12 protein-coding genes are annotated in these 14,065 nt (G+C 36.2%); 9 read left to right on the plus strand and 3 right to left on the minus strand.

Annotated elements, in window-relative coordinates:
* Positions 1-138: 138 nt before the first annotated feature.
* Positions 139-1,224, plus strand: coding sequence for an AI-2E family transporter (locus tag BLR62_RS03530; RefSeq protein ID WP_090793254.1), 1,086 nt, complete (start codon positions 139-141; stop codon positions 1,222-1,224).
* Positions 1,225-1,293: 69 nt separating this feature from the next.
* Here BLR62_RS03530 and BLR62_RS03535 read toward each other — a convergent pair whose 3' ends face one another.
* Positions 1,294-1,962, minus strand: a complete 669-nt coding sequence (locus BLR62_RS03535; RefSeq protein ID WP_090793257.1) for a peptidylprolyl isomerase — start codon at positions 1,960-1,962, stop codon at positions 1,294-1,296.
* Positions 1,963-2,044: 82 nt separating this feature from the next.
* Here BLR62_RS03535 and BLR62_RS03540 point away from each other — a divergent pair, with 82 nt between their 5' ends.
* Positions 2,045-2,821 carry an N-acetylmuramoyl-L-alanine amidase gene (locus tag BLR62_RS03540; protein WP_090793259.1) on the plus strand — a complete coding sequence of 259 codons (777 nt, stop codon included), beginning with the start codon at positions 2,045-2,047 and terminating at the stop codon, positions 2,819-2,821.
* Positions 2,822-2,900: 79 nt separating this feature from the next.
* Here the strand turns inward: BLR62_RS03540 and lexA are convergent, their stop codons facing one another.
* Positions 2,901-3,524: a transcriptional repressor LexA gene (gene lexA / locus BLR62_RS03545; protein ID WP_090793261.1), complete on the minus strand. Its 624-nt coding sequence runs from the start codon at positions 3,522-3,524 to the stop codon at positions 2,901-2,903.
* A 158-nt stretch (positions 3,525-3,682) separates the two neighbouring features.
* Between lexA and BLR62_RS03550 the strand changes: the two genes are divergently transcribed.
* From BLR62_RS03550 to BLR62_RS03575, 6 genes are all read left to right on the plus strand, one after another.
* Positions 3,683-4,348: a YneB family resolvase-like protein gene (locus tag BLR62_RS03550; protein ID WP_090793263.1), complete on the plus strand. Its 666-nt coding sequence runs from the start codon at positions 3,683-3,685 to the stop codon at positions 4,346-4,348.
* A 40-nt stretch (positions 4,349-4,388) separates the two neighbouring features.
* Positions 4,389-4,622, plus strand: coding sequence for a DUF896 domain-containing protein (locus BLR62_RS03555; RefSeq protein ID WP_090793264.1), 234 nt, complete (start codon positions 4,389-4,391; stop codon positions 4,620-4,622).
* Between the two features lie 104 nt (positions 4,623-4,726).
* On the plus strand, positions 4,727-6,724 hold the full coding sequence (gene tkt, locus BLR62_RS03560; RefSeq protein ID WP_090793267.1) for a transketolase: 1,998 nt from the start codon (positions 4,727-4,729) through the stop codon (positions 6,722-6,724).
* A 113-nt stretch (positions 6,725-6,837) separates the two neighbouring features.
* Positions 6,838-7,062 carry a YneF family protein gene (locus BLR62_RS03565; RefSeq protein WP_090793269.1) on the plus strand — a complete coding sequence of 75 codons (225 nt, stop codon included), beginning with the start codon at positions 6,838-6,840 and terminating at the stop codon, positions 7,060-7,062.
* 337 nt (positions 7,063-7,399) lie between these two features.
* The gene (locus BLR62_RS03570; RefSeq protein WP_090793272.1) at positions 7,400-8,527 is read left to right on the plus strand and encodes an ATP-binding protein; all 1,128 of its coding nucleotides are present in this window, start codon (positions 7,400-7,402) and stop codon (positions 8,525-8,527) included.
* A 113-nt stretch (positions 8,528-8,640) separates the two neighbouring features.
* On the plus strand, positions 8,641-9,165 hold the full coding sequence (locus BLR62_RS03575) for a YcxB family protein (RefSeq protein WP_176759202.1): 525 nt from the start codon (positions 8,641-8,643) through the stop codon (positions 9,163-9,165).
* A gap of 120 nt (positions 9,166-9,285) precedes the next feature.
* Here BLR62_RS03575 and BLR62_RS03580 read toward each other — a convergent pair whose 3' ends face one another.
* Positions 9,286-10,863, minus strand: coding sequence for a SulP family inorganic anion transporter (locus BLR62_RS03580; RefSeq protein WP_245719386.1), 1,578 nt, complete (start codon positions 10,861-10,863; stop codon positions 9,286-9,288).
* A 428-nt stretch (positions 10,864-11,291) separates the two neighbouring features.
* Here BLR62_RS03580 and acnA point away from each other — a divergent pair, with 428 nt between their 5' ends.
* A complete protein-coding gene (gene acnA, locus BLR62_RS03585) occupies positions 11,292-13,982 on the plus strand; it encodes an aconitate hydratase AcnA (RefSeq protein WP_090793277.1) in 2,691 nt (896 codons plus the stop codon).
* The last annotated feature ends 83 nt before the right edge of the window (positions 13,983-14,065 follow it).

Below are 14,065 nucleotides of genomic sequence, written 5' to 3' on the forward strand. Positions count from 1 at the left end.
TAAAAAATAAAAAGGCACTCCTTACTTTTAAATGGTATGGAGTGCTTTTTTATATGTTTTTATTAAAGGGTGGAATAAGACAAGCGATACGTGTTTTGGTATAATACAAGTATGAATTAATTTTAGGGGGATGTGTCTGTGTACAAAGATTACATGAAAATAGCTTCTGTGATCATCGTTAGTTTTATTATTATTTATTTAGGATCACTTGTAAGTTGGATTTTTGAGCCAATTATTGTTTTCATTCAAACATTATTTATTCCCATATTGCTTGCTAGCTTATTATTTTACATATTTAAACCGTTTGTTCAGTTACTAAGTCGATACATGCCAAAAGCACTTGCAATTGCGATGCTATATCTTGCATTTGTCATTATTTTATCGGTCTTACTATATTTAATTATTCCTGAAATACAACATCAAATAGGGATGTTAACGCAATCGATGCCTAATTTAATTGATGATACTCAAGCGTTAATTACTGATTTACAACAAAATCAATGGGTCCAACAATTTGATTTTATTGAATCATTAGAAGTAGAAGATCAAGTTGAGGAAGTGGGGCAGTCGATTACAGATATAGTAGGTGATTTTGTATCAGGCACGCTTAGTGTGATTAGTGTATTGTTTAATTTCATTATTACATTATTCGTTGTTCCGTTTTTACTCTTTTATATGTTAAAAGAAGGCGAAAAATTTCCGAAGAGCTTTACGAAATTTGTACCAGAGGATAAACATCATGAAGTTAAACAAACCTTCAAAGAACTAGATGAAACATTAAGTCATTACATTCAAGGTATTTTAATTGTTTGTTTGTCGATTGGTGTTTTATGCTACATTGCATTTTCAATCGTTGGCTTAGATTTTGCGTTAATACTTGCTATGATTGCTATGGTTACAAACGTCATTCCATATGTGGGTCCATGGATTGGGGCAGTTCCGTCTGTAACAGTAGGGCTCTTGCAATCACCAGCGATGGCTGTCACAGTTATTATTATCATTGTGATCATTCAACAAATTGAAAGTATTTTTATACAGCCGCAGGTCATGGGAAAGAAATTGTCCATGCACCCAGTAACCGTTCTGTTTTTAGTACTAGCAGCGGGGAGGTTCGCTGGTATTTTCGGTATGATTGTAGCTGTTCCGTTTTATGCGATATCAAAAGTTATTGTGACCCATGTTTACCGGCTAATAAAAATTAAAAAGATGTCAGCTTCTTCATAAGCTGACATCTTTTTTTACGCCGTTTTTAAAGCTAAATATTCGATTATAAGAGTGAAAGGAGGAACTTGATTAGTAGTGAATAGGTTCTGGATACACATATCCCTTAGTATCAATTGTCATGCGTTCAATAATCACTTCGTTGATAGGATTATCACTATTATCTGTCTTTGAATTGGCTATTGTGTCAACATGTTCAATGCCATCGATTACTTGACCAAATCCGGCATATTGACCATCAAAATCTGGTTCATGACTTAATGTGATGAAAAATTGTGAACCTGCAGAATTAAATGATTGACTTCTAGCCATGGAAATGACACCTCTTTCATGAGTTATTGGATTGTCAAAACCATTATGATCAAATTCACCCTCAATTGAATAGTCTGGCCCACCGAGTCCATTTCCGTATGGATCACCACCTTGAATCAATAAACCAGGAATTGTTCTATGAAAGTTGAGTCCATCGTAGAATTCAGATTCGATTAAGGAAATAAAATTGGCCACAGTGTTTGGTGCTTTTTCTGGATATAATTCTATGTCAACGGTTTTTTCATTTGCTAATTCAATGGTTGCAATCGGGTTTTCTGTAACGTCAGAGAAGTCATGAGATTCTCTACTTTCTTCTGACTCATCAGAATAGACATCTTGGTATGTATCAGACTGTTCGCATCCACTCATATAAGAGATTGCTAATAGTAAAATTAAAACATATAAAATGTTCTTGATCTTTTCATTCAATACATTGTCCTCCATCTTTACCGATTTTTAAACAGTATATCACGAAGCACTCAATTAAATAAAATGAAAAAGGAATGAGAATATGAATCATGTATTTATTGACCCAGGGCATGGCGGGAGAGATCCAGGTGCAGTATTTCAAACGATACAAGAAAAAGAATTAACATTAAAAATTGCACTGTTTATGAATGATTATTTAAAAAAACACTCACAAATACAGACATCCCTCTCACGCATGGATGATCGGACGGTGACCCTAGAGAGACGTGTGACACTCGCTAATCAATCAAAAGCGAATTTGTTTGTATCTATTCACGTCAATGCAGGAGGCGGTGAAGGATTTGAAAGTTATTGTTGGAATGGTGATTTTTCGAATAAAGATAAAACGAAGCGTGCTCAAGAAACAATTCATTATTCAGTCATTGATCGAACTCCATTTAGAGACCGTCGCATAAAGGAAGCTAACTTTTATGTGCTTAGGCGAACGCGCATGCGTGCTGTGTTAACTGAAAATGGGTTTATTGATCACACAAGAGACCGAAATTATTTAATGAACGATGCAAATTTAAATCAAATCGCGATTGCTCATGCTATGGGTGTTATGGAATTATTAAACGTAACATTCCCTAGTCAAAATTATCAGGTGATTAGCGGCTCATTCAAACAAAAAAATAACGCGAAAAACAGACTTGAACAACTAGAAGAAAAGGGATACTCGCCTTCTATTGAATGTGTGATTGTAAATGGTCAGAAGCACTATCGTGTCGTTTCTGGGCAACGATTGACGCATGAATATGCATCTAATTTACAAAATCAATTAAAATCTGACGGTATATCCAGTTTTGTAGAGATAAAATGATCATAACGTGTCCTTTCCTGCGCTTTCCCAGGAAATATTTTAAGATAAAAAATAATCGATCAGCTTTATAGCTGATCGATTATTCAATGTGGCGGTATACACCAACCACTTTTCCTAAGATTGATATATGTTCATAAATAAGCGGTTCCATTGTCGCATTTTCAGGCTGAAGTCTGATATGCTTTTTTTCTTTGAAGAATCGTTTCACGGTTGCTTCATCTTCATCTGTCATAGCAACAATAATATCACCATTTTCAGCGGTTTGTTGCTTTTGGACAATGACCATATCACCATCTAGAATGCCAGCTTCAATCATACTTTCACCTTCAATGACGAGGACGAACAGTTCTCGTTCTCCTGTTGCAATTGAGGGGGGAAGCGGAATGAATTCTTCAATGTTCTCTACAGCTGTTATCGGTAGGCCAGCTGTAACTTTACCAATGACAGGAGCATAGGTAGGCTCACTTCTTGGGATTTCCGGTTGTTCATTTAATTCAATAACTTCAATGGCACGAGGTTTTGTAGGATCTCGTCTAATAAATCCTTTCTTTTCTAGCCGTGCTAAATGACCATGAACTGTAGAGCTAGAAGCCAGACCAACAGCTTCACCAATTTCTCTAACTGATGGTGGATATCCTTTTAACATCACTTGTTCTTTTATATAAGTTAAAATAGCTTCCTGTCTTTTTGATAATGAGTGCATAGGTAATGATACCTCCAACATATATTAATTATGCTTATTATAACACGAACACACGTTGGAAACAAACGTTAGTTCGTATGAAGATTGACGATTAAATGTAAAGCTCGATATAATAATGTGTGAACGTATGTTCTTTTTAATAGAGGGGAGCAACTGAAGTGAATGTTATTATATATTGTCGTGTCAGCACGAATAAAACTACTCAAGAAACATCCTTAAAAAGACAAAGAGAAGAGCTTCAATCCTTGGCACAAAAGCAAGGTTTTAACGTCATTCGGGTTATTGAAGAAAAGAGAAGTGGTTATGAAGTTGATCGTCCAGGTATTTTGGAATTACTTGATCGAGTAATGGATGATACGGTCGAAGGGGTGCTTATTCAAGATGAGACGCGTTTGGGAAGAGGTCAAACTAAAATTGCATTGTATCACCAATTAAAAAAATCTGGCATTGCTATCTATTCATTATCAACATTGGGTGAACTTCAATTAAGTGAATCGGATGAAATGGTTTTAGAAATTGTCAGCATTGTAGAAGAATATCAAAGAAAAATACATAACATAAAAATTAAAAGAGGAATGAAAAAAGCTGTGCAAAATGGTTATAAACCGGAAAAGAACTTAAAAAATCAAGACTTAGCACCGGGTCGTGACCGTAAAGTGTTCCCAATTGAAGAAGTGATTCGTTTGAAGGAAAATGGGTTAACATTTCATGATATAGCAATAACCCTTAGAGGACTAGGGTATGAGGTTTCAAAAGCAACCGTCCATCGTCGGTATCAAGAGCATCAAAAACTTGGACAAGACGGGCATGATTCGTTAGAATAGAGTGAGGGAAGTAAGCGAATGCTAGTTAAGGAGATGTACTATGTTATCTAAAGATAAAATTGCACGTATCAATGAACTCAGTAAACGATCAAAGACAGCTGGTTTAACTGAAGAAGAAAAAAAGGAACAAAGTGAACTAAGGGAAGAATATTTACAAAATGTTCGTAAATCTTTTAAAAATCAATTTAAAGGAATGAAAGTTGTAGACCCAAACGGGAACGATGTCACACCAAAGAAATTAAAGAAATTACAGGATGAAAGTAAAGATATTTGAAAAATTCCAATAAATATGACTTGTTTATTATCCGTTTTCATTATAGGATGATAAATGTACGTACATATTTATGTGTATTTAATTTGAAAGGGGAATTATAAAACATGGTCAATCAAGTACAAGAAAAATCAATTAATACAATTCGTACGCTTTCAATTGATGCAATTGAAAAAGCGAATTCTGGTCACCCTGGACTTCCTATGGGTGCTGCGCCAATGGCATACACGCTATGGACTGAATTTATGGATCAGAACCCTAAAAATTCGAATTGGGTTAACCGTGATCGTTTTGTTTTATCTGCAGGACACGGTTCTATGTTGTTGTACTCAATGCTTCACTTATCCGGTTACAACGTATCCATTGATGATTTAAAACAGTTCCGTCAATTAGGTTCACATACACCTGGACACCCTGAAGTTACTGATACTGACGGTGTCGAAGCAACGACAGGGCCACTAGGTCAAGGGATTGCGATGACTGTTGGTATGGCAATGGCAGAAGCTCATTTAGCAGCAAAATATAACCGTGACCAGTATAATGTTATTGATCATTATAGCTTCGCACTTGTAAGTGACGGCGATTTAATGGAAGGTATTTCTCATGAATCTGCTTCATTAGCTGGGCACTTAGGTCTCGGTAAATTAATTGCACTTTATGATTCAAATGATATTTCACTTGATGGTGATTTAGATAAGTCATTTTCTGAAACTGTTCAACAACGTTTTGAATCATATAACTGGCAAGTTCTTCATGTTAAAGATGGTAATGATGTTGAAGAAATTTCAGCTGCAATTAAGGAAGCAAAAGCCAACACTGAACAACCAACTTTAATCGAAGTGAAAACAGTTATTGGTTATGGTTCACCTAATAAATCTGCTTCAAATGCTTCACACGGTGCGCCACTTGGTGAAGACGAAGTGAAGTTAACGAAAGAAGCGTATGGTTGGGAATATGAGCCATTTGAGGTGCCTGAAGAAGTCTATCAAGATTTTGAAGAGAAAATTGCTAAGCGTGGAAAAGATGCAGAAGATAAATGGAATAAACTATACGAAGATTATAAAAAAGCTTATCCTGAATTAGCAGAAGAACTTGAAACTGCTTTAAAAGGTGACTTACCTGAAGGATGGGCCGAGGAATTACCAACATTCACACCTGGTGAAGATACATTAGCTACACGTGCCTCATCTGGTAAAGTCCTAAATGCCTTAGCGGATAGTGTTCCTAATCTATTCGGAGGAAGCGCTGATTTAGCAGGTTCTAACAAGACAAACTTAGAAAAAGAATCAGACTTTGACAAAACAAATTATGCGGGTCGTAATATTTGGTTCGGTGTCAGAGAACATGCTATGGCATCAGCAGTGAATGGTATGGCACTTCACGGCGGATTAAAAGTGTTTGCTAGTACATTCTTCGTCTTTAGCGATTACTTGCGCCCAGCTGTGCGTTTATCAGCTATTCAGAAATTACCGGTTACGTATGTACTAACACATGATTCTATTGCAGTTGGTGAAGATGGACCAACGCATGAGCCAGTTGAACAAGCTGCTGCATTCAGAGCAATGCCAGGCTTATCAATGATTCGTCCAGCAGATGCAAACGAAACAAAAGCTGCATGGCAACTAGCGATGGAATCAACAGATCACCCAACTATGCTTGTATTAACTCGTCAAAACCTTCCAACTCTAGATGGTACAAATTATGAAGGTGTTAAAAAAGGTGGTTATATCGTAAGCCCTTCTGAAAAAGGTGAAGCAGATGGTATTTTACTTGCAGCTGGTTCTGAAGTTCAGTTAGCTGTAAAAGCTCAAGCTCAACTTAAAGAAGAAGGTTATGATGTAAGTGTTGTAAGTATTCCATCATTTGATCGTTTCGAAAAACAAGATCAAGCATATAAAGATTCAGTATTACCGAAGACTGTTAAAAAACGTCTTGCAATTGAAATGGGAGCATCTTTTGGATGGGACCGTTATGCAGGCGATGAAGGAGGCATCTTAGCGATTGATCGTTTCGGTGCTTCTGGTGAAGGTAACCAAGTAATGGCAGAGTATGGCTTCACGCCAGAAAATGTTGTTAAACAATTTAAAGACGTTGTGAGTCGATAAATTGAGCGAGGAATCTATTCATTGAATAGGTTCCTTTTTCTTTTAACCCTATTGTAATCTAACGATTAGTTTAATATACTATACAAGAGACAATTTGAAGGAGGAAGACGTTTATGGCTACAGGTTGGGTTATATTAATCGCAGTTGTTGCACTATTAGCCGGAGTGGCATTAGGGTTCTTCGTTGCGAGAAAATATATGATGAACTACCTTAAGAAAAATCCACCGATTAATGAACAAATGTTGAGAACTTTAATGATGCAGATGGGTCAAAAGCCATCACAGAAGAAGATCAATCAAATGATGCGTGCAATGAATAATCAACAACAAGGCAAATAGCAAGCATTATTGACTGATCTTAACTCAATATCGATCAATATAGATTGATTTGGCAGATTTGCATTCGCTTTAATAGTTAGCGGGTGCAAATTTTCTTATAATCAAGCTTGGTTGTGTTAATGAAGAGAATGTTGTGATAACACTCTTACCCGCAAGGTATGAGCTACCTTTTCTATTTATTTAGTTAAAAGGTAGCTTTTTCACTTTATTAACAAAAATGTTAACAGTTTCACATAACTTAACACATATTTCTAAAATTCATTCATATAGTTTAATTAAATATGTTATTATTGTAAAGTAATGGGATATAGGTTTGTGATTCGAAGGAGGTGCGCATATGTTTTTGCAAGAAAAGAAAAAGAGTCAACTAAATATAGACATGCAAGAAGCAATCGTACTTGAAACTATGCCATCATCTTTTTGTTTCGCTAACCTTCCAACTGCTGTCATGGAATGGATTGAAAACTATGGATTTGAAATGTTAACGGTCTGTTCACATGTCGGTAAAATTCATTATGCCACCCCCTCTGTGAAGAAAGTATTAGGAATAGACTCAAATGACGTGATTAATGTGAATGGTTTATCCTTACTTACACAAAAATCTAGAGACTTAATATTAAATTCAATGCGTGATCAAAAACTAGAACAAAAACAGTTTACACTCCAAATTATAAATGCAACAAAACGCCCAATATGGGTTGATTTGATTGTTAAACCTATTTACATAAGATCAGATGAAACAGTCATCTATATCAGCTTAATCAATAATATAAGTGACAAAAAAGAAGCCGAAGATATGTTAATTCGTTCAGAGAAGTTAACGAACGCCGGTCAATTGGCCGCAGGGGTTGTTCATGAAATTCGAAACCCCTTAACATCCTTAAAAGGGTTTGTTGATCTATTAGAAGCTGGTATTGATCGAGAAAGAGAGTATTATAAAATAATTAAAGACGAAATTGAAAAGATTGAATCGATATCATCAGAGTTATTGTTCATTTCAAAGCCTTTAACGAACAATCAAACGGTCTGTCAAATTCAGCCGATTGTAGATGAAGTTATTTCACTAATGCAAACCCATGCAAAACAGTATGACGTCGAAATCATTCGTTCTAATTCATGTGAGGCACTATTATATCTAGATCGATCACAAATCAAACAAGTGTTTATTAATTTGGTGAAAAATGCGATTGAAGCGATGCAGTCAGAAGGAACAATCGATATATCGATCGATCAAAATGAAAATAACTGTAACGTGTATATAGAAGATGAAGGTCCTGGTATTCCTCAGCATCTGTTACATAAGATAAAGGAGCCTTTTTTCACGACTAAAGAAGAAGGAACGGGGCTTGGGTTGATGATCACAAATCGTATCATTGAAAACCACAATGGAGAGTTTAAAGTTGAGTCAAGTGAATCAGAAGGGGCGACGTGTATTGTATCTCTTCCACTTCACGATCATGAATAAAAAGTTGCATAGAAACGTTTCTATGCAACTTTTTTGGTTTGGTAATATATTTTAGTAAAGATGTAATGGTGTTACTTAAATATTAAATTTTTATGGATTTAAGGGGAGATTTTTTGAGTACTAATCAGGAACTTTCAATAAAAGGAAAATTAACGTTAGAAGACTTTAAGATGTATAATACACACCATTTAAAGAAAACAGTAAGAATGTATTTTATTATCTGTTTTGTTGCTATGTTTGCGATTATTCATATTCCCATGTCTGGTGATTTGTTTTTGATTTTTATTTTTGCAGGCATTCCATCTCTAATAATTTCAAGTTTACTCGCTTTATTTGCAAAAACAGTAAACAAAAGACGCGCCATCAAAGAGTACAAAAGTGATCAACTTATTAAACATGAGATAAATTATATCTTTAGTCATGATGGTATACATCAGAAAATTAGAAGATCAAATAACTATTATGAATGGAATGATATACAAGTAGCAATCGAGCAAAAAGACATGTTTCTGTTATATGTATCAAAAAACAAGGCAATCGTTTTACCCAAAAGCTTTTTTGAATCAAGTGAAAAAATAGATTTATTTAAAAAGATTATTTCGGAGTATATTGAAACAGCCAAAATTAAATTTTATTAGGTGTTACTGAAGAAAGAACAGATGAAGAATTTATTTCCTCATTGTTTGCTGTATAGGTAAAGCCGGTCATTCTCTTATCAGAGATTATGACCGGCTTATTTTATTTAGTAATCTAAACAATTATACATAAGTATAACGAGTAGGGTTTTCTTCATTTGATACAATATTAACATGGATAATATCTTTTGCGTTTTCAAAGATATTTTTACAATCATCACTTAAGCGAATTAAGGTCACTCTCTTACCAGCATCTTTGTAGCGATCATTAATTGCATGAATTGCTTCAATTGCTGAATGATCCATTACTTTCGCGTATTTAAAGTCAATAACGACGTGATCTGGATCCTCTTCAATAGTAAACAGTTCTTTAAAGTTTAATACTGAACCAAAAAAGATAGAGCCATTAATTTTATATATTTTAGATCCATCATACTCAAATTCATTGTTTGTATAAATGACCCGTCCTTTTTCCCAAGCGAACATAAGTGCAGAGACGATGACACCAGCAATGACAGCTGTTGCTAAGTCAGTGAAGACCGTGAGAGCTGTTACCACAAGAATAACGAGTATATCTTGCCTTGGGATCTTTCCAGCGTATTTAAGACTTTCCCACTTAAATGTCCCGACAACTACCATGAACATAACACCAACTAACCCAGCAAGAGGAATGACATTCACAAAACTGGCGCCAAATAACATGAAAATTAAAAGAGTAATGGGTGCGACTAAAGCTGATAGACGTGTCCGACCACCAGATTTTACATTAATGATGGATTGACCAATCATCGCATCACCACCCATACCACCGAAGAAACCATTCACAAAGTTCGCCAGACCTTGAGCGATAATTTCTTTATTCGTTCGTCCGCGTGTATTTGTCATTTCATCAATGACGCGAAGGGTCAAGACAGCTTCTGTTAAACCGACAAGCGCACCGATAAACGCATAAGGCGCAATAATCGATAGTGTTTCAAAGTTTAAGGGGACACTTGGTATATAGAAGCTAGGTAAAGACCCTTGTAACTCCATACCTGCGAAATCTTGAACCGTCTGTAAATGATAACCTAATCGGGATAAAACGACGGAAATAATAGTTAAACTAATAATGGCAACTAAACTGGCAGGTACTGCTCGGGTGACTTTAGGAACAAAATGGATAATGAGCATGGTTAATAGAACAAAACCGATCATGATCAGTAAATCCGTTCCAGGTAGCCATACCCGTTCTACTGTTTCTACACCGTTTACAGTAGTTACTTGGTTAATTTTAAATTGGTCCCATTGAGCGATAAAAATAACAATCGATAACCCATTTAAAAAACCTAACATAACGGGGTGAGGGATAATTCGTGCGAATTTACCTAATCTCAAAGCTCCAATGGTGATTTGAATGATCCCCATTAAAACGACTGTTGCGAATAAATAATCTAAACCATGCGTCCGAATCAAAGCGGCAAAAACAACTGCGATTGCAGCTGTTGAGGAACTAATCATACCGGGACGTCCAGTAAAGAGGGCGGCAATAAATCCAATCATAACAGCTGTTTGTAGACTTAATATAGGACTGACACCAGCGACAAAGGCGAAGGCGACAGATTCCGGTATTAAGGCTAGCGCAACAGTTACCCCACTCAATAGATCATTTTTAATCATATGTTTCTTTTCTTTCAATTGTGTAAGCACGTGATGAGGCTTCACTAATTAATCACTCCTTTTCTTTAACATTTTGTTGATTCTCGTTCATTCACAGACCTCAAATATACTAAATAAACACTATCAATACAATAGCGGAATCAATTGCAAGCGCTAACATGCTGTTTTGGTATGAATAATGCTGTAACTATATCATTAATTGTCTTTGTCTTATGAATAGGGAATTCACTGTTTTGGGAGATCGGGCGTTTTTTTTAGATCTATAAGCCACTTTAGGTGGATTTGTTAATCTACAGATAAGTGCACTCAAATCTTCATTTAACAATCTTACTGAGAATAACTCAATACAATCTAAAACTTTGATTTATTTTACTTATTTCGAGTTTTACTATAAAATAGTAAAGTACATAAACGTGTCTATCGATCAAAAAAAGATTCGTAACGTTTTTTAATTTTCAAGGGGGTATGAGATCGTGGCAATTAACACAAAGAAATCATTTGATTTAAATGGAAAAACGTATCATTACTATCAATTAAAAGGCTTAGAGAAATTAAGTGGGGTGAAGATCAGTCGACTTCCATTCTCTGTTCGTGTTTTACTTGAATCACTGTTAAGACAACACGATGATCGCTCGATAAAAGATGAGCATGTAGAGGGTCTTGCAACGTGGGGTAAGGGTGAGAAATCAGATGTACCATTCAAACCATCACGTGTTATTTTGCAGGATTTCACAGGTGTGCCTGCAGTAGTAGACTTAGCTTCACTTCGAAAAGCAATGGTTGATATGGGCGGAGAGCCAGATAAAATCAATCCAGAAGTTCCAGTTGATCTTGTTATTGACCACTCTGTACAAGTTGATGAGTTTGGTACAAATCAAGCATTAGTAACCAATATGGAATATGAATTTGAAAGAAATAAAGAACGTTATGAATTCTTAAACTGGGCGCAAAAAGCATTTGATAATTATCGAGCAGTTCCGCCTGCTACGGGTATTGTCCACCAAGTTAACTTAGAATACATTGCTAATGTTGTTCATCAGAGTGAGAATGATTCAGGCGAAACAGAAGTGTATCCAGATACATTAGTTGGTACTGACTCACATACAACGATGATTAATGGTCTAGGTGTATTAGGTTGGGGTGTTGGTGGTATTGAAGCTGAAGCAGGAATGCTCGGCCAGCCATCTTATTTACCAGCTCCAGATGTTATTGGGGTTAAATTCACAGGTGAAATGCCAAATGGTATTACAGCAACAGATTTAGCTTTAAAAGTAACGCAAGTACTAAGAGAAAAACAAGTCGTTGGTAAATTCGTTGAATATTTTGGTCCTGGCCTAAAAGAAATGCCGCTTGCAGATAGAGCGACTATTTCCAACATGGCACCAGAATATGGAGCAACGTGTGGTTTCTTCCCTGTAGATGATGAAGCATTAAATTACTTAAGATTAACAGGGCGCGATGAGGAACAAATTGAATTAGTCGAGCGCTACTGTAAAGAGAATAATTTATGGTATGACTCAGAAACACCGGATCCTGAATACACAGATTTAGTTGAAATTAACTTGTCTGAATTAGAACCAAGTCTTTCAGGTCCAAAACGACCTCAAGATTTAATCACATTATCTGACATGCAATCATCATTTAACAAAGCGGTGACAGCACCTGCAGGTAATCACGGGTTTGGATTAGATGAGTCTGAATTTGAAAAAGAAGCAACAGTCAAACATGCAAATGGCAAAAAATCAACGATGAAAACAGGATCTTTAGCGATTGCAGCGATCACATCTTGTACGAATACATCGAATCCGTATGTCATGTTAGGTTCGGGATTACTCGCTCGAAATGCGGTTAAGAAAGGCTTAGAAGTGCCGGAGTATGTTAAGACATCACTCGCTCCAGGTTCTAAAGTTGTAACCCGTTATCTAGAAGATGCGGATTTAATGCCTTATTTAGAAGAACTTGGCTTTAACTTAGTTGGGTATGGTTGTACAACCTGTATCGGAAACTCTGGACCTTTAGAAAAAGCGGTGGAAGATACGATTATTGAACATGATCTAACAGTATCATCTGTCTTATCAGGTAACCGTAACTTTGAAGGGCGTATTCACCCACTCGTGAAAGCGAACTATTTAGCTTCACCACCACTCGTCGTAGCTTATGCACTAGCAGGTACGGTTGATATTGATCTTAAAAATGAGCCATTAGGTTATGATGCGTCTAATGAGCCTGTATATTTTGATGATCTATGGCCTTCATTAGAAGAAATTCGTGATGAAGTAAGTAAAGTTGTTACACCAGAGATTTTCAAGAAAGAATACGAAAACATCTTCAACTCGAATGAAAAATGGAATGCAATTGAAACGACAGATGAACCATTGTACGAATGGGATTCAGAATCAACATATATTCAAAACCCACCATTTTTCGAGTCATTATCAAAAGAAAAAGAGCCAGTTAAACCACTAAGTGATTTGCGTATTGTTGGTAAGTTTGGTGACTCTGTTACAACAGACCATATTTCACCAGCTGGTGCGATTGCAAAAGACATGCCAGCAGGGCGTTACCTGCAAGAAAAAGGTGTCACACCACGACACTTTAATTCATACGGTTCTAGACGTGGTAACCATGAAGTGATGATGCGTGGTACATTCGGTAACATTCGAATTAAAAACCAATTGGCACCTGGTACAGAGGGTGGTTATACGACTTATTGGCCATCTGAAGAAGTAATGTCAATTTATGATGCTGCGATGAAGTATCAAGAGGATGAAACAGGTCTTGTTGTTGTTGCCGGACATGATTATGGTATGGGCTCCTCTCGTGATTGGGCTGCTAAAGGGACAAAACTTTTAGGGATTAAAACCGTTATTGCTCAAAGTTATGAGCGTATACACCGTAGTAATTTAGTTATGATGGGTGTGTTACCACTTCAATTTGAAGATGGTGAAAGTGCTGATTCACTTGGACTTACAGGTCGTGAAACGATTAAAGTAGATATTGATGAAAATGTTTCGCCAAATGAAAAAGTTCGTGTAACTGCAACAGATGAAGAAGGAAAAACGACTACATTCTATGCGACTGCTCGCTTTGACAGTGAAGTAGAAATTGATTACTACCGTCACGGTGGTATCTTACAAATGGTTTTACGTCAAAAATTAGCTTAAATAGAAAGAAAAAAGGGCACTCATTACATTGAGTGCTCTTTTATTTGGAAATAGGTGTATGTGAACAAATTGCCACTCAAATC

The organism is Pelagirhabdus alkalitolerans (assembly GCF_900096905.1).
Taxonomy (GTDB): Bacteria; Bacillota; Bacilli; order Bacillales; family Amphibacillaceae; genus Pelagirhabdus; species Pelagirhabdus alkalitolerans.